The sequence below is a fragment of the Cupriavidus agavae genome, from assembly GCF_004217045.1.
Lineage (GTDB): Bacteria > Pseudomonadota > Gammaproteobacteria > Burkholderiales > Burkholderiaceae > Cupriavidus > Cupriavidus agavae.
In genome coordinates, this window is sequence record NZ_SGXM01000001.1 from 1,034,361 (window position 1) to 1,055,289 (window position 20,929).

A 20,929-nucleotide genomic window follows, 5' to 3' on the forward strand; every position below is an offset into this window, starting at 1 on the left:
CGGCCCGCCTTGCAGCGCCTGCCAGCCGAAAGGTTGTCAAAACTGCAACGCGGGCCGCTTGAAATGTCAAGCCGAAGCCCTATCTTTCGGAAGTATCGTGTCCGGCAGGGCAATCGTGCAAAGGCAGCCGCAGTGCTGCAAGGTCACGCCCTCGCAACAGGACACACTTTCACTATTGAGAGAGGGCACCTGATGCGTATCGACAAACTCACCACCCGTTTCCAGGAGGCGCTGGCCGAGGCGCAGAGCCTGGCGCTTGGCAACGACAACCAGTACATCGAACCCCAGCACCTGCTGCGCGCGCTGCTGGCGCAGGACGACGGCTCGGCGCGCACGCTGCTGTCGCGTGCCGGCGTCAACGTGGCCGGCCTGCAGACCGCGCTGGACGCGGCCATCAAGCGGCTGCCGCAGGTCCAGGGCACCAACGAGATCCAGGTTGGCCGCGACCTGAACAACCTGCTGAACGCCACCGAGAAGGAGGCGATCAAGCGCAACGACCAGTTCATCGCCAGCGAACTGTTCCTGCTGGCCGTGTCCGACGACAAGGGCGATACGGGCCGTATCGCCCGTGAGAACGGCCTGTCGCGCAAGTCGCTCGAAGCCGCCATCACGGCGGTACGCGGCGGCGACGGCGTGAACAGCGCCGATGCCGAATCGCAGCGCGAGGCGCTCAAGAAGTACACCATCGACCTGACCGAGCGCGCCCGGGCGGGCAAGCTCGACCCCGTGATCGGGCGTGACGACGAGATCCGCCGCGCGATCCAGATCCTGCAGCGCCGCACCAAGAACAATCCGGTGCTGATCGGCGAGCCGGGCGTGGGCAAGACCGCCATCGTCGAAGGGCTGGCGCAGCGCATCGTCAACGGCGAAGTGCCGGAGACGCTCAAGAACAAGCGCGTGCTGGTGCTCGACATGGCCGGGCTGCTGGCCGGCGCCAAGTACCGCGGCGAGTTCGAGGAACGGCTCAAGTCCGTGCTCAGCGACGTGGCCAAGGACGAAGGCCAGACCATCGTCTTCATCGACGAGATCCACACCATGGTGGGCGCGGGCAAGGCCGAGGGCGCGATCGACGCCGGCAACATGCTCAAGCCGGCGCTGGCACGTGGCGAGCTGCACTGCATCGGCGCCACCACGCTCAACGAGTACCGCAAGTACATCGAGAAGGACGCCGCGCTGGAGCGCCGCTTCCAGAAGGTGCTGGTGGACGAGCCGAGCGTGGAGGCCACCATCGCCATCCTGCGCGGGCTGCAGGAAAAGTACGAACTGCACCACAAGGTGGAGATCACCGATCCGGCCATCGTGGCGGCGGCGGAGCTGTCGCACCGCTACATCACGGACCGCTTCCTGCCGGACAAGGCGATCGACCTGATCGACGAGGCGGCGGCGCGGATCAAGATGGAAATCGACTCGAAGCCCGAGGCGATGGACAAGCTCGAACGCCGCAACATCCAGCTCAAGATCGAGCGCGAGGCGGTCAAGAAGGAGACCGACGAGGCGTCGCGCAAGCGCCTGGAGCTGATCGAGCAGGAAATCGAGCGGCTGGACAAGGAATATGCCGACCTCGACGAGATCTGGCGCGCCGAGAAGGGCGCTGCCCAGGGTGCCGCCGCGCTCAAGGAAGAGATCGAGAAGATCAAGCTCGACATCTCGCGGCTGCAGCGCGAAGGCAAGCTCGACAAGGTGGCCGAGCTCCAGTACGGCAAGCTGCCCGAACTGGAGGGCAAGCTGCAAGCCGCGAACAAGGCCGAGGCCAATGCCGAGAAGCTGCCGAACAAGCTCCTGCGCACGCAGGTGGGCGCCGAGGAAATCGCCGAGGTGGTCAGCCGCGCCACGGGCATCCCCGTGGCCAAGATGATGCAGGGCGAGCGTGAGAAGCTGCTGAAGATGGAAGACCGGCTGCACAACCGCGTGGTGGGCCAGGACGAGGCCGTGCGGCTGGTGTCCGATGCCATCCGCCGCTCGCGCGCCGGGCTGTCGGACGAGAACAAGCCTTATGGATCATTCCTGTTCCTGGGGCCGACCGGCGTGGGCAAGACCGAGCTGTGCAAGGCACTGGCCGAGTTCATGTTCGATTCGGAAGAGCACCTGATCCGCATCGACATGAGCGAGTTCATGGAGAAGCACAGCGTGAGCCGGCTGATCGGCGCGCCGCCGGGCTACGTGGGCTATGACGAGGGCGGCTACCTGACCGAGGCCGTGCGCCGCAAGCCATACGCGGTGATCCTGCTCGACGAGGTCGAGAAGGCCCACCCGGACGTGTTCAACGTGCTGCTGCAGGTGCTGGATGACGGCCGCCTGACCGATGGCCAGGGCCGCACCGTGGACTTCAAGAACACGGTGATCGTCATGACGTCGAATCTGGGTTCGCAGATTATCCAGGCGATGTCGGGCGAGCCGCAGGAGGCGGTGAAGGGCGCGGTCTGGCAGGAGGTGCGCACGCATTTCCGGCCCGAGTTCCTGAACCGGATCGACGAGGTGGTGGTGTTCCACGCGCTGGACCAGAAGAACATCGAGTCCATCGCCCGCATCCAGCTGCAACGCCTGCAGGCGCGTCTGGCCCGCATGGACATGACGCTGGACATCACCGAGACGGCGCTTGAGAAGATTGCCAGCGCGGGCTACGACCCGGTGTTCGGGGCCCGTCCGCTGAAGCGCGCGATCCAGCAGCAGATCGAGAACCCGGTGGCCCGCGCCATCCTCGAAGGCCGCTTCGCCGCCAAGGACGTGGTGCCGGTGGACTACGTCGACGGCGCGTTCACGTTCGGCCCGAAGGTGAACGAGGTGACGGTGCACTGAGCGGCCCCAGCGTCAGCCCAAGGCAAAACCCCCGCCTGCCGCGATGGCAGCCGGGGGTTTTTGTTTAACGTGAAACCAAGTAAATAAGGAATATGCCACGACAGTGAACTTCCCGTTCTTGAGTCCCAAGATGCTGGTGCTGGCAAACAGTGATCTTTTCCGTGCGTTTGGGCCGTGCTTGCACGCCTATTGATTTGCATCAAGCCGGAAACCGGGGCGGGTCGCTACCATTCATTCCGTCATGGAGATGCGGGGGCGCTCTTCATGACTTGTCTACCCGTTTCCGGAATGGAAACTTGACCCGCAGCGCTTCTCCGGCGCTGCGGGTCTTTTCTTTTGGGCGCGCCTCCACCCGCCTTCCGCCCAGTCTCCGCGGCTTTCCGGCCTTTCCTGCCTTTCCTGCCACTTCCGGCATACCGATATGCCTGCCCGGTCTTATGCGCTTTCCGTGCTTGGATCGATGAAACCATTCGTTCCGTTCAGATAGCCCGGCCGGTAGCCTGTCTTCCTGACAGAAGCCCGGCCATGCCGCTCACCGAGTGTTTCGCCGCGCCGGGCCGTTTTTTCACGACATCGCTATTCTGACGGGAGCAACTGCAATGATTCGCAAGCTGGCTATCGGCCTGGCCGTACTTTCCGCGCTTGGCGCCGCCCAGACCGCCTTTGCCAACACCAATCTGCTGAACGTGTCCTACGACCCCACGCGCGAGCTGTACGTGGATGTGAACGCCGCGTTTGCCAAGGCGTACAAGGCGCAGGGCGGCGACACGGTGCAGATCCGCCAGTCGCACGGCGGCTCGGGCAAGCAGGCGCGTTCGGTGATCGACGGGCTGGACGCCGACGTGGTCACGCTGGCGCTGGGCTACGACATCGACGCCATCGCCGAGCGCGGCTTCATCAAGCCTGACTGGCAGAAGCGCCTGCCGCACAACGCGTCGCCGTACACCTCGACGATCGTGTTCCTGGTGCGCAAGGGCAATCCCAAGGGCATCAAGGACTGGAACGATCTGGTCAAGCCGGGCGTGCAGGTCATCACGCCGAACCCCAAGACGTCGGGCGGCGCCCGCTGGAACTACCTGGCCGCGTGGGGCTACGCGCTGCGCCAGCCGGGCGGCAACGATGCCAAGGCGAAGGAGTTCGTCGGCCACCTGCTCAAGAACGTGCCGGTGCTCGATTCGGGTGCGCGCGGCGCCACCACCACGTTCGTCGAACGCGGCCTGGGCGATGTGCTGATCGCCTGGGAGAACGAGGCCATCCTGGCCATCAAGGAACTGGGTCCGGACAAGTTCGACATCGTCGCGCCGTCGGTCTCGATCCTGGCCGAGCCGCCCGTGGCAGTGGTCGACAAGGTGGTGGACAAGAAGGGCACGCGCAAGGCGGCGGAAGCCTACCTGCAGTTCCTGTACACCGACGAGGGCCAGGAAATCGCGGCCAAGAACTACTACCGCCCGATTTCCGAGAAGGTGGCGGCCAAGTACGCGGCCAACTTCCCGAAGGTGAAGCTGTTCACGATCGACGAGGTCTTCGGCGGCTGGGCCAAGGCGCAGAAGACGCACTTTGCCGATGGCGGTTCGTTTGACCAAGTGTACCAGCCCGGCAAGCGGTAACGCCTGGCGCCGGGGCGTCGCGCCTGCGTCCGCCCCGGCGCGCCTGACAAGGAGCTTGCGATGTCCGCTGTCCCCGCTGCACCCCTGCCCGAAGCCGTATCCCGCCGCATCGCCACGGGGCGATGTCCCGCCTGAACTGAATTCCCGAGCCTGAGGTTCCGCATGCCGCCTGTCGATCCCGACACGCCGGCAGGGCGCCGTGCCGCCATCGCTTTCGTCTTCTAATTTTCAGGATTCTGCTATGTCATCGTCTGTTTTCCGCCCGATTTCCCTGCGCCGGCGCCTGCTGCTGGGCGCGCTGGTCATTGCCACCGGCCTGGCCTACGGGCTGGCCGCCGCGCCCGCCCATGCGCAGTCGCAGTCCGTGAACGGCAAGCAACTGCGCATCGGCTACCAGAAGTACGGCACGCTGACGCTGCTCAAGGCGCGTGGCACGCTGGAGAAGCGGCTGGCCGGGCAGGGCATCACGGTCAAATGGACCGAGTTTCCGGCGGGGCCGCAGTTGCTGGAGGGTCTGAACGTGGGTGCGATCGATTTCGGCACCGTGGGCGAGGCCCCGCCGATCTTCGCGCAGGCCGCGGGCGCCCAACTGGCCTATATCGGCAACGAGCCGCCCGCGCCCACGGCCGAGGCCATCGTCGTGCCGAAGGGCTCGGCGCTGAAATCCGTCACGGACCTGAAGGGCAAGCGCGTGGCGCTGAACAAGGGCTCGAACGTGCATTACCTGCTGGTGCGCCAACTGGAGAAGGCCGGCGTGGCGTGGAACGAGATCCAGCCCGTCTACCTGCCGCCCGCCGATGCCCGCGCGGCCTTCGAGCGTGGCGCGGTCGATGCCTGGGTGATCTGGGACCCGTTCCTGGCCGCCGCCGAGAAGCAGCTTGGCGCCCGCGTGCTGGCCGATGGCCGCAGCGCCGACGGCAAGGCCGTGGTCAGCAACCACCAGTTCTACCTGGCCTCGCGCCCCTATGCCAACGCCCGGCCCGACGTGGTGGCGGTGATCCTCGACGAACTGTTCCAGCTTGGCCAATGGGCCGAGAAACATCCCAAGGACGCGGCACAGGTGCTGGTCAAGGAGACCGGCCTCGACGCCGGCGTGCTCGACCTCGCCGTTTCAAGATTTTCCTATGGCGCGAAGGCGGTCACGCCCGAGGTGCTGGCCGAACAGCAGCGCATCGCCGATGCCTTCGTCGCGCTCAAGCTGATTCCGAAACCGATCAAGGTGGCCGACGCCGCGTGGACCGCCCCGGCTCCCGCCGCTGCCGCGCAGCAGGCCCAGCGCTGAGCGCATCGCCGTTTCTCCAGATCTCCGCACAGCATCACCGAACAGCATCACCGAACGAGAGAGGCCCGACATGCAAGTTTTCTGGTTCATCCCCACGCACGGCGACAGCCGCTACCTTGGCACCTCGGAAGGCGCCCGCGAGGTTGGCTTCGACTATCTGAAGCAGATCGCCGTGGCCGCCGATACGCTGGGCTACGAGGGCGTGCTGATTCCCACCGGGCGCTCGTGCGAAGACCCGTGGGTGGCCGCCTCGGCGTTGGCCGCCGTCACGCGCAACCTGAAGTTCCTGGTGGCCGTGCGGCCCGGTCTGATGACGCCCACGCTGGCCGCCCGCATGGCCGCCACGTTCGACCGCATCTCGGGCGGCCGGCTGCTGGTGAATCTGGTCACGGGCGGCGACACGGCCGAGCTTGAAGGCGACGGGCTGTTTCTCGACCACGCGCAGCGCTACGAGGCGTCGTCCGAGTTCATCCGGGTCTGGCGCGACGTGCTGGCGGCCAGCCACGACGCGGGCGAGGTCAGCTTCGAAGGTCGCCACATCACGGTCAAGGGCGCCCGCGTGCTGTACCCGCCGGTGCAGCGTCCGCATCCGCCCGTGTACTTCGGCGGCTCGTCGGCGGCGGCGCATGACCTGGCGGCCGGGCAGGTAGAGAAGTACCTGACCTGGGGCGAGCCACCCGCCGAGGTGGCGAAGAAGATTGCCGATGTGCGCGCCCGGGCGGCACGGCACGGCCGCGAGGTCACCTTCGGCATCCGCCTGCATGTGATCGTGCGCGAGACTGCGGACGAAGCCTGGGCCGCCGCCGAGCGCCTGATCAGCCGGCTCGACGACGCCACCGTGGCGCGCGCCCAGGCCGTGTTTGCCAAGATGGATTCCGAAGGGCAGCGCCGCATGGCCGCGCTGCATGCCGGGGGCGCCAACCGCACGCGCGAGGCGCTGGAAATCAGCCCGAACCTGTGGGCCGGCGTGGGGCTGGTGCGCGGCGGCGCCGGCACGGCGCTGGTGGGCGATCCGCAGACCGTGGCCGCGCGCATCGAGGAGTATGCGGACCTCGGCATCGATACCTTCGTGCTGTCGGGCTATCCGCACCTCGAAGAAGCCTACCGCTTTGCCGAACTGGTGTTCCCGCTGCTGCCGCGCAAGGTGCGCGACAAGCTGCCGGGACAGGTGCTGTCCGGCCCGTTTGGCGAAGTGATGGCGACCGGCATCGTGCCGCGTGCCTCGCAAAGTTAAAGGAACGGCTATGTCATCGACTTCCAAAGCCGGGCCCGGCCGGGGCATCGGTGCCGTGGGGCAGGCCGTCGCCCCGTGGATCGTTCCCGTGCTGCTGATCGTGGGCTGGCAGGCCGCCTCGCAACTGGGCTGGCTGTCGAGCCGCGTGCTGCCGGCGCCGTTGGCGGTGGTGGAGGCCGCCTGGGGGCTGGCCGTGTCCGGCGAGCTGTGGCGCCATGTCTGGGTCAGCACGTGGCGTGCGCTGGTGGGGCTGGCGGTGGGCGGCGGGCTGGGCCTGCTGCTGGGGCTGCTGACCGGCACGTTCCGCCCGGTGGCCACGCTGCTCGACAGCACGTTGCAGATGGTGCGCAACATTCCCACGCTGGCGCTGATTCCGCTGGTGATCCTGTGGTTCGGCATCGACGAGACCGCCAAGCTGTTCCTGGTGGCGCTGGGTGTGTTCTTCCCGGTGTACCTGAACACGTACCACGGCATCCGCGCCGTCGATCCGGGGCTGGTCGAGATGGCGCGCAGCTACGGGCTGTCTGGCTGGCGGCTGTACCGCGAGGTGATCCTGCCCGGCGCGCTGCCCAACATCCTGGTGGGCGTGCGGTTCTCGCTGGGGCTGATGTGGGTGATCCTGATCGTGGCCGAGACCATCTCGGCGCAGTCGGGCATCGGCTACATGACGATGAACGCGCGCGAATTCCTGCAGACCGATGTGGTGCTGGTGGGCATCCTGCTCTACGCGCTGCTGGGCAAGCTGGCCGATGTGCTGTCGCGCTCGCTCGAACGGTTCTGGCTGCGCTGGCATCCCGGCTACCAGGCCCACTGATTCCGACCCAAGGAGGACTCCCATGCAAACGCTCTATCCGGTGGAAGCCGCGGCGCTGGCCTGGCTCGAAGCAGGGCTGGCGGCGCGCCAGGACGAACGCGCGGCGCGCGAACCGGCGCAGGCCGCACAGGACGCACCGCACGCAGGCGGCATTGCGCTGCACGTGCGGCAGGTGGTCAAGTGCTACGACGGGCGCGAGGTGCTGCACGGCATCGACCTCGACGTCACGCCGGGCGAGTTCGTCGCCATCGTGGGCCGCAGCGGCTGCGGCAAGAGCACGCTGCTGCGGCTGGTGGCTGGCCTGGAAGAGGCCGATGGCGGCGCGGTGTCGCTGGACGGCCGGGCTGGCGGCGGCCTGCGGGACAGCATCCGCGTGATGTTCCAGGACGCGCGGCTGCTGCCGTGGAAGCGCGTGCTCGACAACGTGGCGCTGGGCCTGCCGCGCGCCCGGCGCGGCGACGCCGCCGCCGTGCTCGAACAGGTGGGGCTGGCCGAGCGTGCGGGCGAATGGCCGGCGCGGCTCTCGGGCGGGCAGCGCCAGCGCGTGGCACTGGCCCGGGCGCTGGTCCACCATCCGCGCCTGCTGCTGCTGGACGAACCGCTCGGGGCGCTCGACGCGCTCACGCGCATCGACATGCAGGGCCTGATCGAAGGGCTGTGGCGCCGGCTCGGCTTCACGGCGCTGCTGGTCACGCACGATGTCTCAGAGGCCGTGGCGCTGGCTGACCGCGTGGTGCTGATCGAGGATGGCCGGATCGCGCTGGACCAGCGCGTGGCGCTGGACCGGCCCCGCCAGCGCGGTTCGGCGGCGTTCGCGCAACTCGAAGACGCCGTGCTGCGCCGCGTGATGCGCCAGCCATCGGCGCCGGCGCAGCCGGCAACCCCCGTTACATCATCTTCCAAACTTCACGCGCCGGCCGCCGAGGAACTCCTATCATGAGCAATCAGGCGAACCGCGCACCGCTACGGACGCACCCATGACCCTGCCTTCCGCACTCGACCGCTACCTGGACACCCTGCCGCGCGAACCCGTGGCCGGCCGCGAACTCTGGCGCGATGCACGCGGGCAGGTGCAGGGGCAGTATTTCAACTGCTCGCTGACCAGCGCGTTCGAACCGCTGGCCACGCTGGCCGACCGCCGCGTGGTGGCGCACGAGGGCACCATCCGCACCTATGCCGGCGACGGCGTGGGGCTGGCCGCCTGGAAGCTGTTCGCGATGGCCGCCGACGACGCCTCGCTGGTCTCGCTCGACCGGCTGTCGCGGCTGGTGCATGCGATGAACTACTTTGCGGCGCACGGCGAACACAAGCTCGTGCTCAACGTCCACAACCGGCTGCTTGCCGCGGTGGCCGACGACCACGGCGCCGCGTTCCGGCGCGCGCTCGAATCGCTGGGCCTGCCGGTGGACCGTTTCGTGATCCAGGTGCCGGCCAGCGCCAACGACGACCTGCCGCTGCTGCTGCACGTGGTGGGTAACTACCGCCGCAACGGGTTTGCGGTCAGCCTGCAGGCGTCTGACCCGGCCGAGGCCGGCGCGCTGATGGCGCACGCGCTGCCTGACTGGCTCAAGCTCGACATGCGCCGCACCTGGACCGACCGCCAGCTGGCCGGGCTGCGGGCCAGTGCCGACGGCGCCGGCGTGACGCTGATCGGGCGGCGGCTCAACGACGACGAGATCGTGGAGCGGCTGCAGAACGCCGGGATCGCGCTGGGGCAGGGCGAGGCGGTGGCGGGCGGGCCGGTGCAGGCAAGGCACCTGCACGCGCAGGCGGGGGACCGGACCGGGGCGGCAGCGACAACGACCAAATAACGGCGCGAACGAGGAGGGAGCATGGTGGCATCGGCAGGAACCGAAGGGGGCGCGCGGGCGCCAGGGGCGCGGGGCGCGCCGGGCAGGGGGCGCGAGGTGACGCGGCTCGAAGTGCCGCGCGGATTGCAGGTCCTGACGGTGCCGGGGCTGCACGGCAGCGGCCCGGCGCACTGGCAGAGCCGGTGGGAGGCGCTGTACCCGGACTGGCAGCGCATCGAGCAGCACGACTGGGGCCGCCCGAGCCTGCCACTGTGGTCCGAGCGGGTGTCCGAAGGCGTCTCGCGGGCGCTGCGTGTGGCGTCGCGCGGGGCGGTGCTGGTGGCGCATAGCTTCGGCTGCCTGGCCGCGCTGCGGCAGGCGGCGCTCGATCCGGTGGGCATCGCCGGCGCGCTGCTGGTGGCGCCGGCCGACCCCGACAAGTTTGGCGTGGGCGCCTTGTTGCCTGCCTGGCGCCTGCCGTTCCCCACCGTGCTGGTGGCCAGCACCAATGACCCGTGGATGTCCCAGCGCACCGCATTCAGCTGGGGCACGCTCTGGGGCAGCGAACTGATCGACGCCGGGGCGCTGGGCCATATCAATGCCGATTCCAACCTCGCGGATTGGACAATCGGCCAGGGCTTGCTCGCCACTTTGCTGCAGCGAATCGACTCGGAAGGGCGAATTCTGGCCATGGGTGACGGATCGGACACCTGGGAGGCGTCGGCAGAGGTCAGCCCGACATCGCCTTATATTTAAAACATCTAAGAAAATGCGGAAAGATTCGTTCTGTTTATAAGGACGCATCTGCAAAATTTGTCTCGTACACCGGCGCCTTATGCGCCGGTTTCATATAGACGAGACCCATGCCCCCCTCGATTTCCCTGTCGGATGCGCCACCGCCCGTGGTGAACCACGCGCCCAAGCGGCTGGCCCCGGCCTCGCAGCGGTTTACGGTACTGCCCGGTTTCGGGCTGTCGCTGGGCTTCACGATCTTCTACCTGACGCTGATCGTCCTGATTCCGCTGTCGGCCACGTTCCTGAAGACCTTCACGATGACGTGGGAGCAGTTCTGGACCACGGTGTCGAATCCGCGCGTCGTGGCGTCGCTGGAACTGAGCTTCGGGGCCTCGCTGGTGGCGGCGCTGATCAACACGGCGTTCGGCATCGTGGTGGCCTGGGTGCTGGTGCGCTACCGCTTCTTCGGCAAGCGTTTCATCGATGCGCTGGTGGACCTGCCCTTCGCACTGCCCACCGCCGTGGCCGGTATCGCGCTGACCGCGCTGTTCGCCGGCAACGGCTGGATCGGCCGCTATCTGGAACCGCTCGGCATCAAGGTGGCGTTCACGCCGCTTGGCGTGGTGGTGGCGCTGACCTTCATCGGCCTGCCGTTCGTGGTGCGGACCGTGCAGCCGGTGCTGGAGGATGTGGAGCGCGAACTGGAGGAAGCGGCGGCCAGCCTGGGCGCCACGCGGCTGCAGACCTTTGGCCGGGTGATCCTGCCCGCCATCCTGCCGGCACTGCTGACCGGCTTTGCGCTGTCGTTCGCGCGGGCCACGGGCGAGTACGGCTCGGTGGTCTTCATCTCGGGAAACATGCCGATGGTCTCCGAGATCGCGCCGCTGATGATCTATTCCAAGCTCGAACAGTATGACTACGCGGGCGCCACCGCCGTGGCCGTGGTGATGCTCGTGATCTCGTTCGTGCTGCTGCTGCTGATCAACCTGCTGCAGGCATGGACCCGCCGCCACCAGTCCGGTGCGCGCGCCGCGGCGCTGCCCGACGGCAACCCGGAGGTGAACTGACATGGCCGGCGCCATTTCCCGTCTGGGCGGGAGCCGTCCCGCCGATCTGCGCGACGCCACCGCCGAATCGCCCTGGGTGAAATACACCCTGATCGGCATCGCGGTGCTGTTCCTCGGGCTGTTCCTGTTCATCCCGCTGGCCTCGGTGTTCTACGAGGCGCTGCGCAAGGGCGTGGATACCTACCTGGCCGCGCTCGTGGAGCCGGACGCCGTGGCGGCCATCCAGCTCACGCTGCTGGTGGCGGCCATCGCGGTGCCGCTGAACATCGTGTTCGGCGTGGCGGCGGCCTGGGCCATCGCCAAGTTCGAGTTCCGCGGCAAGAACCTGCTGATCACGCTGATCGACCTGCCGTTCTCGGTCTCGCCGGTGATCTCGGGCCTGATCTACGTGCTGATGTTCGGCGCGCAGGGCTGGTTCGGCCCGTGGCTCGAAGCCCACGACATCAAGATCCTGTACGCGGTGCCCGGCATTGTGCTGGCCACGATCTTCGTGACCTTCCCGTTCGTGGCGCGCGAGCTGATCCCGCTGATGCAGTCGCAGGGCAGCGAGGAAGAGGAGGCCGCGATCGTGCTCGGCGCCTCGGGCTGGCAGACCTTCTGGCACGTGACGCTGCCCAATATCCGCTGGGGCCTGCTGTACGGCGTGATCCTGTGCAACGCGCGGGCCATGGGCGAGTTTGGCGCGGTGTCGGTGGTGTCCGGCCACATTCGCGGCCTGACCAACACGATGCCGCTGCACGTGGAAATTCTCTACAACGAATACAACTTCGCGGCCGCGTTTGCCGTGGCGTCGCTGCTGACGCTGCTGGCACTGGTCACGCTGGGCATCAAGACGCTGGTCGAAATCCGCGCCGGCAAGGAACAGGAGGCACCATGAGCATTCAGGTCCGCAACGTACAGAAGCAGTTTGGCGATTTTGTCGCGCTCAACGATGTCTCGCTCGATTTCGCCGAGGGCGAACTGACGGCGCTGCTGGGGCCGTCCGGCTGCGGCAAGACCACGCTGCTGCGCATCATCGCCGGCCTGGAACGCGCCGATTCGGGCCAGGTGGTGCTGTCCGGGCAGGATGCCTCCGCCACGCACGTGCGCCAGCGCAACGTGGGCTTCGTGTTCCAGCACTACGCGCTGTTCAAGCACATGACCGTGTTCGAGAACGTGGCCTTCGGCCTGCGCGTGAAGCCGCGCGCCGAGCGTCCTTCGGAAGCGAAGATCCAGGAGAAGGTGAAGTCGCTGCTGCAGCTGGTGCAGCTCGACTGGCTGGGCGACCGCTATCCGTCGCAGCTCTCGGGCGGCCAGCGCCAGCGCATTGCGCTGGCCCGCGCGCTGGCCGTGGAGCCGCGCGTGCTGCTGCTCGACGAGCCGTTTGGCGCGCTCGACGCCAAGGTGCGCAAGGAACTGCGCCGCTGGCTGCGCCGCCTGCACGACGAGCTGCACGTGACCAGCGTGTTCGTCACGCACGACCAGGAAGAGGCGCTCGAAGTGGCCGACCAGGTGGTGCTGATGAACAAGGGCACCGTGGAGCAGTTCGGCACGCCCGAGGCGGTCTACAACCACCCGGCCACGCCGTTCGTGTTCGGCTTCCTCGGCAACGTGAACCTGTTCCACGGCCGGCTGGAAGTGGGCGACAGCGGTGGCCTGCTGCACACGGGCGACTCGGTGCTGCCGGTGATCGGCAGCGGCCACGAGACGGCCGGCGACGCGGTGGCGTACGTGCGGCCGCATGACCTCGACCTGGAGCGCTACGCGCCCGGCACCGACGGCATCGCCGTGACGCTGCGCCGCGCGCTGACGCTGGGGCCGGTGGCCCAGCTGGAACTGGAGCGCGAGGACAACCAGGACGTGATCGAGGTGGCGCTGCCGCTCGAACGCTTCCGCCATCAGGGCTTCCGCGAGGGCGAACTGCTGGCCGTGCGTCCGCGCCAGTTGCGCGTGTTCAACCGGGGGCAGGCCGTGCAGGAACAAGGAGCGTCGACATGAACTTCCAGCAACTGCGGTCGATCCGCGAGGCGGTGCGCCGCCAGTTCAACCTGACCGAGGTGGCCAACGCGCTGTACACGTCGCAGCCGGGCGTCTCGCGCCAGATCCGCGAACTGGAGGAAGAACTCGGCGTGGAAATTTTCGAGCGCTACGGCAAGCGGCTGACCGGCCTGACCGAGCCGGGCCGCGAGATCGTGCGCATCGTGGAACGGCTGCTGCTCGAAGCCGAGAACCTGCGCCAGGCCGGCGACGAGTTCGCGGGCCGCCATACCGGCCGGCTGACCGTGGCCACCACCCACACCCAGGCGCGCTATGCGCTGCCCAAGGTGGTGCAGAGCTTCCGGCGCGAGTATCCCCATGTGACCCTTGCGCTGCAAGAGGCATCCCCGTCACATATCGTCGAATTGCTACTTACCGGGCAAGCCGATATCGGCATCGCCACCGAGGCGGTGGCCAACGAGGCCGGGCTGACCTCGTTCGAAGCCTATTCCTGGCAACACGTCATCGTAGTTTCGCCAGAACACCCGCTGACACACCTGCCCGAGCCGACGCTCGAAGACCTCAGCAACTTCCCGCTGATCACCTACGATGCCGGCTTCACGGGCCGCCGCAAGATCGATGGCGCGTTTGCCGAGGCCGGGCTGACGCCCGAGATCGTGCTGACCGCCATGGACGCCGACGTGATCAAGACCTACGCCGAACTCGATCTCGGCGTGGGCATCATCGCGTCGATGGCCTACGACGCCCGCAAGGACGCCGGGCTGGTCAAGATCGACGCCGCCCACCTGTTCTCGCCCAACACCACGAGCGTGGCCGTGCGGCGGGGCGCCTACCTGCGCGGCTACGCGCACGCGTTCATCAACATGTTCGCGCCGCATCTGTCGCGCGACACGGTGTCCACGGCGCTGGCCGAGGCATCGAACCGGGTAGCCGTGGCCGCGTGAGACGATTGAGCAAGAAACAGCATGTTTTCTTGCTCGATCGGATCATCTGCCGGGTTTGCCGCCGGCTGCGCCGCTGAAACGGGCGTTTGCCCGGTGCATGCGCCACGCCGCCCGGACTGCCCTTCGGTCGCGGACGGCCGCCTCTGGCGCCCGCTGCCGCCCCTTCGTCGCACGACGCTTTCCTCCCGTCTGACTCCGGCGTAAAGTCCACTCCAACTGGCCGCCCGGACCTGTCCGATGCCCCGGGCCGCCCCATGCCGCAGTGCATCATCAGAGTGCCACGCGGCCGGCTGGCAAGAAGGAGGGAGAGATTCATGCGCATGTCGTGCGCGGTGCCGTCACGGCTCAACATCCTGGCGCGAGACCTGCTGTTCGTGCTCTGCATGAACACGGTGATCGCCGTCAGCCTGAACTACGGGTTCCAGACCGGCGGCTCGCTGGTGCAGAACTTTGTCTACAGCCAGTTGATCGGACTGGCGATCTGGGTGCTGATCGATATCCCGCGCGTGCTGATCTGGTGGAACGACCGGCCGCGCCGCTGGCCGTTCATGTGCCTGGCCGTGGTGGCGGTGCCGCTGGGCGTGGTGGCCGGCAGCTGGGCCACGCGCGTGGTGCTCGACCTGCCCGTCAAGGATGCGGCCGCCACCGGCGACATGCTGCGCATGTGCCTGATCGTCGGGATGCTGGCGTCGGCGAGCATGATCTATTTCTATTGGTCGCGCGAGAAGCTGGCCTACCTGGAGCGGCAGGCCGCGCTCGACGCGCTGCAGCGCGAGGAGGCCGAGAAGCAACTGGTGCGCGCCCAGTTGATGGCGCTGCAGGCCCAGATCGAGCCGCACTTCCTGTTCAACTCGCTGGCCAACCTCGACGGGCTGATTGCCACCGATCCGCGCGCCGCGCGGCAACTGCTGCAGCGGCTGATCGGCTTCCTGCGCATGTCGCTCTCGCACACCCGCGCCGAGCATTGCACGCTGGCGCAGGAGTTCGAACTGCTGCGCAGCTACCTCGATATCCAGGGCATGCGCTTTGGCGCGCGGCTCGACTACCGGATCGACCTGCCGCCGGCACTGGCCAATGCCGAGATTCCGCCGATGCTGATCCAGCCGCTGGTCGAGAACGCCGTCACGCACGGCATCGAACCGTGCATGCGCGGCGGCACCATCGTGCTGTCGGCGCGCGAGGCCGGGGAGGGCGTGCTGGAGGTGGCCATCGCCGATACCGGCGTGGGCTTCACGCAGGGCGCCCCGTGCAGCAAGGGCGGGTCCGGTCTGGGCCTGACACATGTGCGCGAGCGGCTGGCGCGGATTTTTGGCGCGGCGGCGACGATGCAGATGGAAGAAAACACGCCGCGCGGCGTGGTGGTGCGGCTCACGCTGCCGCTCACGCGCAGCGACGCGCCCGCCATCGCCCCGATGCGCGCCCCCCACGCGGGCCGCCCGACGCCTGCGGGCGCCGAACCCGGCGCAGAACCGGCCACGCCCTGACCATTTCCATGCCCCCGACCCTGCTGATCGCCGACGACGAGCTGCTGCTCGCCCGAGTTCTCGAAGCCGAACTGGGCGCGCTGTGGCCCGAGGCCCGGATCGCCGCCGTGGTGCACGATGGCGTCGCGGCGCTGGACGCCGCGCGTACCCACCAGCCCGACGTGGCCTTTCTCGATATCCGCATGCCCGGCATGAGCGGCATGGACGTGGCGCGCGAGCTGATCGAGTTCGACCGCCCGCCGCTGGTGGTCTTTGTCACCGCCTACGACCAGTTCGCGCTGGAAGCCTTCGAGCGCGCCGCCGTGGACTACGTGCTCAAGCCCGTGCAGCACGACCGGCTGGAGGCCACGGTGTGCCGCCTGAAGGCCCGGCTGGCCGCCAAGGCCGGGGAGGAGAGCGACACCGGGGACGCGCCCGCCGATATCGGCACGATGGTCGATACCGACCGGCTTGCCCAGTTGCTGCAGCGGCTGGAATTGCTGGAGCGGCCCGCCGCCGCGCGTGGCCAGTACCTGCGCTTCATCAAGGCGCTGGTGGGCCAGGAGGTGCGCATCATCCCCGTGGACGAGGTGATCTACCTGGCCGCCACCGACAAATACGTCAACGTGGTGGCTACCAGCGGCGAGGCGCTGATCCGCACCAGCCTGCGCGAACTGATCCAGCAGCTCGACCCCGACCGCTTCTGGCAGATACACCGCGGCACCGTGGTCAACATCGACTGCGTGGCCAGCGCGGTCAACCAGTCGCTGGGACGGCTGTCCCTGAAACTGCGCGACCGGCCGGAATCGCTGCCGGTGGCCAGGCAGTACGCACACTTGTTCAAGCAGATGTAGGGGCGGGGCGGGCGCCAGATCCCACCATCCGAAACGAAATCCTGTCCCGCAAAATCCCCGCCGACATCGCAGAATCGCCATATCCCACGTGGAAGGATGGCTTGCCACATCGTGATAAGCCACGGGCAAGCCATTGAATCCAAAGATGAAATTCGTTCGCCACAAAGTGCTTGGGCGCGCGTGTCCGTCGTTACACTCTTATATAAGACACAGGACTGTGGGGGAAGGGAAATTCGGGAAGCGGCGCGCGACCATCGTGCCGCTGGTTTGGCCCCGCGCCGGGAGACCCCCGGCGCGGGTTTTTTAAGGGATGGGATCTACCGGTAGACGATGACCGGAATATCCGTATGCGTCAGGACTTTCTGGGTTTCGCTGCCGAGCAGCAGTCCCGACAGGCCGCGCCGGCCGTGCGAGGCCATGAAGATCACGTCGCAGCCATGGCGTTCCGCCGCGTCGATGATGCCGAGGTAGGGCACGGCGAACGTGCTCATGTCGGCGTCGAACGGCAGGCCCTCGGCCACGGCGGCGGTCTCGATTTCCTTCAGGTAGAGCCGGGCCTGGTTCTCGATGCGGTCCTTGAACGCCTGCGGGGCCTCGACCACGATCTCGCTGAAGGGCGTATACGGATATTCCTCCAGGCAGACATAGGCGGTGACGCGCGCACCGATGGCCTTGGCCAGTTCCAGCCCGCCGTCGATGGCCTTCTTCGACAACTCCGAGCCGTCGGTGGGTAACAGGATGTGCTTGAACATACCGGACCTCCTTGCACGAGTGGACGGGAAGCAGGCGATCAGTCGTACGGCGTGCCTGTGTGATTCGATTGTAGTCAGTGTGCAGTCTGCGTCATTGCCATTTATCAAGATTGTGCGATTGACCACGCATTCGAATTGTTGTTCAGGCAACCACGGCGTGGACTTCGGCGGCGGCGCTGGACGGCGCCTGCTCGGCGCGGCGCCAGTAGGCCGGGTTGCCGTACGTGTTCTTGAGGTGGTCGATGAACAGCCGCACGCGCAGCGGCAGGTGCTTGCGCTGGGGAAAGACGGCGTGGATGCCGATGGGCGGGGCCTGGAACTCGTCGAGCACGGTCACGAGGCGGCCGCTGACGATCTCCTGGCCCACCTCCCACCACGAGCGCCAGGCCAGCCCGTGGCCCTGCAGGCACCAGGCGTGCAGGACCGCGCCATCGGTGCACTCCATGGTGCCGCCCACCTTGATGGTGACGGGGCGGCCGTCCTGCTGGAAGACCCAGCCGCGCTGCACGTTGGCGCTGGCGCCGAAGGCCAGGCAGTTGTGGCGCGCCAGGTCCTCGGGCAATTGGGGGGTGCCGGCGCGGGCCAGGTATTCGGGCGAGGCCACCACGACGCGGCGGTTCTCGGCCAGCCGGATCGAGACCAGGCTGGAGTCGGGCAGGTCGCCGAGCCGGATCGCGCAGTCGAAGCCTTCATTGACGAGGTCGACCACGCGGTCCGAGAGGTCGAGCGTCAGCGTGACGTCGGGGTGCGATTCGATGAACAGCGGCACCAGCGGCGCCACGTGCTTGCGGCCGAAGCCGGCCGGGGCGGTAACCCGCAGATGGCCGCTGGCCTTGACGCCGCCGGCCGAGACGCTGGCTTCGGCGTTGTGGAGGTCGTTCAGGATGCGCTGGCAGTCTTCGAGAAAGGCCGAGCCTTCGAAGGTCAGCGTGATCTTGCGCGTGGTGCGGACCAGCAGCTTGACGCCGAGCCGCTCTTCGAGCGCATCGATGCGCCGCCCGATGATGGCCGGCGCCACGCCCTCGGCGGCCGCGGCGGCGGACAGGCTGCCACGTGATGCAACCGATACAAATGTCTCAAGCTGCTTGAAATGGTCCACGATTGTTAGCTCGCTGATACACGAGTCTTGATGGAGACGGCCTAGATTAGTAGCGGAAAAGTAAAAGATCAAGTGACCCACCCCGACTTTGCCGCACTGCAACGTCTCTCTACAATGCACTGCATTCAACCGTGTACAGGCCCACTCAGACCTCCGATGAACAAGATCCGCGCAGTCGTTTTCGATGCCTACGGCACGCTGTTCGACGTGTACGCCGTCACCGCGCGCGCGGAGCAGCTGTTTCCCGGCAAGGGCGAGGCGCTGGCGCTGCTGTGGCGCGAGCGGCAGATCGACTACACCCGGCTGCGCTCGCTGGCCGCACCGGACGGCGCCCGCTACAAGCCGTTCTGGGACATCACGATCGACGCGCTGCGCTACGCGGCCGACCGCCTGGGGCTGAAGCTCGACGACGCCACCGAGGCGCAGATGCTCAAGGAGTACGCCTGCCTGTCGGGCTTTCCCGAGAACCTGGGCGCGCTCAAGCGGCTGCGCCGCGCCGGGCTGCCGCTGGGCATCCTGTCGAACGGCAATCCGCAGATGCTGGACATCGCGGTCAAGAGCGCGGGCATGCATGGGCTGTTCGACCACGTGCTGTCGGTGGATGCCGTGCGCCAGTACAAGACCGCGCCGGCCGCCTACGCGCTGGGCCCGCGCGCCTTCGAGCTGCCGGCCGCCGAGATCCTGTTCGTCTCGTCGAACTGCTGGGATGCGTGCGGCGCCACGTGGTACGGCTACACCACTTTCTGGATCAACCGTGCCGGCCACCCGGCGGAGCGCCTCGACGTGGCGCCCACCGGCACCGGGCACGACATGAACGACCTGCTCGACTTCGTCACCGCCGCTGGCGTGGCGGTCTGAGCCAGGCCAACCCTCGATCACCATCGCACACAGGAGAAGACTGATGGCTATCACGCTGCCCGCGGGCATGAAGATTACCGGCGAGATCCTGCCGGCCTACGAAGACATCCTCACGCCGGAAGCCCTGGCGCTGGTCGACAAGCTGCACCGCGCTTTCGATGCGCGCCGCCAGGAGTTGCTGGCCGCCCGCGAGGAGCGCGCCAGGCGCCTCGACGCCGGCGAGATCCCCGACTTCCTGCCGGAAACGAAGAACATCCGCGAAGGCGACTGGCAGGTAGCCCCGGTGCCCCAGGCGCTGGAATGCCGCCGCGTGGAAATCACAGGTCCGGTCGAGGCCAAGATGGTGATCAACGCCTTCAACTCGGGCGCTGACAGCTACATGACCGACTTCGAGGATTCGAACACCCCGAACTGGCACAACCAGATGCAGGGCCAGGTCAACCTGAAGGCCGCCGTGCGCCGCACGCTGACGCTGGACAGCAACGGCAAGCAGTACAAGCTCAACGACAAGATCGCCACGCTGCAGGTGCGTCCGCGCGGCTGGCACCTGGAAGAGAAGCACGTCACGATCGACGGCAAGCGTATTTCGGGCGGCATCTTCGACTTCGCGCTGTTCCTGTTCCACAACGCCCGCGAACAGATCGCACGCGGCGCCGGCCCGTTCTTCTACCTGCCGAAGCTGGAAAGCCACCTGGAAGCCCGCCTCTGGAACGACATCTTCGTGATGGCGCAGAACGAAGTGGGCCTGCCGCAGGGCACGGTCAAGGCCACGGTGCTGATCGAGACGATCCTGGCCGCGTTCGAAATGGAAGAAATCCTGTACGAACTGCGCGACCACAGCGCCGGCCTGAACGCGGGCCGCTGGGACTACATCTTCTCGTGCATCAAGAAGTTCAAGGTGGACAAGAACTTCTGCCTGGCCGACCGCGCCAAGGTGACGATGACCGCGCCGTTCATGCGCTCGTACGCACTGCTGCTGCTGAAGACCTGCCACAAGCGCGGCGCACCGGCCATCGGCGGCATGAGCGCCCTGATCCCGATCAAGAACGATCCGGAGAAGAACGCCATCGCCATGGAAGGCATCATCAGCGACAAGCGCCGCGATGCCACGGACGGCTACGACGGCGGCTGGGTGGCCCACCCGGGCCTGGTGGCCCCGGCCATGAAGGAGTTCGTGGACGTGCTGGGCGACAAGCCCAACCAGTTCGGCAAACAGCGCATGGACGTGGAAGTGAAGGCCGCCGACCTGCTTGACTTCAAGCCCGAAACGCCGATCACCGAGCACGGCCTGCGCATGAACATCAACGTGGGCATCCACTACCTGGGCGCCTGGCTGGCCGGCAACGGCTGCGTGCCGATCCACAACCTGATGGAAGACGCCGCCACCGCCGAAATCTCGCGCTCGCAGGTCTGGCAGTGGATCCGCTCGCCGAAGGGCAAGCTGGAAGACGGCCGCAAGGTCACCGCCGAACTGGTGCGCGCGCTGATTCCGGAAGAACTGGCCAAGGTCAAGGAAGTGGCCGGCACGGGCCCCACCTACGACCGCGCCGCCCAGATCTTCGAGCAGATGTCGACGTCGGAAGATTTCGCCGAGTTCCTGACGCTGCCGCTGTACGAGGAAGTCTGAATGTAGTTTGGCAGGTCGGTTGTTTGAAAA

The 20,929-nt window shown here is 67.3% G+C and carries 18 protein-coding genes; 16 read left to right on the forward strand and 2 right to left on the reverse strand.

Annotated features, from left to right (window positions below; genetic code table 11):
• The first annotated feature begins 192 nt into the window (after positions 1-192).
• The 14 genes from clpB to EV147_RS04760 all read left to right on the forward strand — a co-directional run bounded on the left by clpB (position 193) and on the right by EV147_RS04760 (position 16,563).
• The gene (gene clpB, locus EV147_RS04695; protein WP_130389935.1) at positions 193-2,796 is read left to right on the forward strand and encodes an ATP-dependent chaperone ClpB; all 2,604 of its coding nucleotides are present in this window, start codon (positions 193-195) and stop codon (positions 2,794-2,796) included.
• Positions 2,797-3,395: 599 nt separating this feature from the next.
• Positions 3,396-4,403 carry a sulfate ABC transporter substrate-binding protein gene (locus EV147_RS04700; RefSeq protein WP_130389936.1) on the forward strand — a complete coding sequence of 336 codons (1,008 nt, stop codon included), beginning with the start codon at positions 3,396-3,398 and terminating at the stop codon, positions 4,401-4,403.
• Between the two features lie 241 nt (positions 4,404-4,644).
• On the forward strand, positions 4,645-5,685 hold the full coding sequence (locus EV147_RS04705; RefSeq protein ID WP_130389937.1) for a sulfonate ABC transporter substrate-binding protein: 1,041 nt from the start codon (positions 4,645-4,647) through the stop codon (positions 5,683-5,685).
• Between the two features lie 70 nt (positions 5,686-5,755).
• Complete coding sequence (ssuD, locus tag EV147_RS04710) at positions 5,756-6,919, forward strand: FMNH2-dependent alkanesulfonate monooxygenase (protein ID WP_130389938.1); 1,164 nt, start codon at positions 5,756-5,758, stop codon at positions 6,917-6,919.
• A gap of 10 nt (positions 6,920-6,929) precedes the next feature.
• Positions 6,930-7,733, forward strand: coding sequence for an aliphatic sulfonate ABC transporter permease SsuC (gene ssuC / locus EV147_RS04715; RefSeq protein WP_130389939.1), 804 nt, complete (start codon positions 6,930-6,932; stop codon positions 7,731-7,733).
• 22 nt (positions 7,734-7,755) lie between these two features.
• The gene (locus EV147_RS04720; RefSeq protein WP_130389940.1) at positions 7,756-8,673 is read left to right on the forward strand and encodes an ATP-binding cassette domain-containing protein; all 918 of its coding nucleotides are present in this window, start codon (positions 7,756-7,758) and stop codon (positions 8,671-8,673) included.
• Positions 8,674-8,710: 37 nt separating this feature from the next.
• On the forward strand, positions 8,711-9,544 hold the full coding sequence (locus tag EV147_RS04725; protein WP_130389941.1) for an EAL domain-containing protein: 834 nt from the start codon (positions 8,711-8,713) through the stop codon (positions 9,542-9,544).
• 21 nt (positions 9,545-9,565) lie between these two features.
• Entirely contained in the window at positions 9,566-10,279 is a 714-nt protein-coding gene (locus EV147_RS04730; RefSeq protein WP_130389942.1) for an RBBP9/YdeN family alpha/beta hydrolase, read from the forward strand.
• Between the two features lie 107 nt (positions 10,280-10,386).
• Entirely contained in the window at positions 10,387-11,325 is a 939-nt protein-coding gene (cysT, locus tag EV147_RS04735) for a sulfate ABC transporter permease subunit CysT (RefSeq protein ID WP_130389943.1), read from the forward strand.
• A 1-nt stretch (position 11,326) separates the two neighbouring features.
• A complete protein-coding gene (cysW, locus tag EV147_RS04740) occupies positions 11,327-12,202 on the forward strand; it encodes a sulfate ABC transporter permease subunit CysW (protein WP_130389944.1) in 876 nt (291 codons plus the stop codon).
• The gene (locus EV147_RS04745; RefSeq protein WP_130389945.1) at positions 12,199-13,302 is read left to right on the forward strand and encodes a sulfate/molybdate ABC transporter ATP-binding protein; all 1,104 of its coding nucleotides are present in this window, start codon (positions 12,199-12,201) and stop codon (positions 13,300-13,302) included. Before cysW ends, EV147_RS04745 begins: the two co-directional genes overlap by 4 nt.
• Positions 13,299-14,246 (forward strand): CysB family HTH-type transcriptional regulator, encoded by a 948-nt coding sequence (locus tag EV147_RS04750; RefSeq protein ID WP_130389946.1) that lies wholly within the window; start codon positions 13,299-13,301, stop codon positions 14,244-14,246. Before EV147_RS04745 ends, EV147_RS04750 begins: the two co-directional genes overlap by 4 nt.
• Positions 14,247-14,560: 314 nt before the next feature.
• Entirely contained in the window at positions 14,561-15,730 is a 1,170-nt protein-coding gene (locus EV147_RS04755; protein WP_235844602.1) for a sensor histidine kinase, read from the forward strand.
• An 8-nt stretch (positions 15,731-15,738) separates the two neighbouring features.
• Positions 15,739-16,563 carry a LytR/AlgR family response regulator transcription factor gene (locus EV147_RS04760; RefSeq protein ID WP_130389947.1) on the forward strand — a complete coding sequence of 275 codons (825 nt, stop codon included), beginning with the start codon at positions 15,739-15,741 and terminating at the stop codon, positions 16,561-16,563.
• A gap of 317 nt (positions 16,564-16,880) precedes the next feature.
• On the opposite strand, the gene EV147_RS04765 is transcribed toward EV147_RS04760, so the two are convergent.
• Together EV147_RS04765 and EV147_RS04770 are read right to left on the reverse strand one after the other, a co-directional pair.
• A complete protein-coding gene (locus EV147_RS04765; protein WP_130389948.1) occupies positions 16,881-17,315 on the reverse strand; it encodes a universal stress protein in 435 nt (144 codons plus the stop codon).
• Between the two features lie 142 nt (positions 17,316-17,457).
• The gene (locus tag EV147_RS04770) at positions 17,458-18,486 is read right to left on the reverse strand and encodes a LysR family transcriptional regulator (protein ID WP_407923196.1); all 1,029 of its coding nucleotides are present in this window, start codon (positions 18,484-18,486) and stop codon (positions 17,458-17,460) included.
• Between the two features lie 84 nt (positions 18,487-18,570).
• Between EV147_RS04770 and EV147_RS04775 the strand changes: the two genes are divergently transcribed.
• Both EV147_RS04775 and aceB read left to right on the forward strand, forming a co-directional pair.
• Complete coding sequence (locus EV147_RS04775) at positions 18,571-19,272, forward strand: haloacid dehalogenase type II (RefSeq protein WP_130389950.1); 702 nt, start codon at positions 18,571-18,573, stop codon at positions 19,270-19,272.
• Between the two features lie 43 nt (positions 19,273-19,315).
• The gene (gene aceB, locus EV147_RS04780; protein ID WP_130389951.1) at positions 19,316-20,899 is read left to right on the forward strand and encodes a malate synthase A; all 1,584 of its coding nucleotides are present in this window, start codon (positions 19,316-19,318) and stop codon (positions 20,897-20,899) included.
• Positions 20,900-20,929 lie beyond the last annotated feature (30 nt).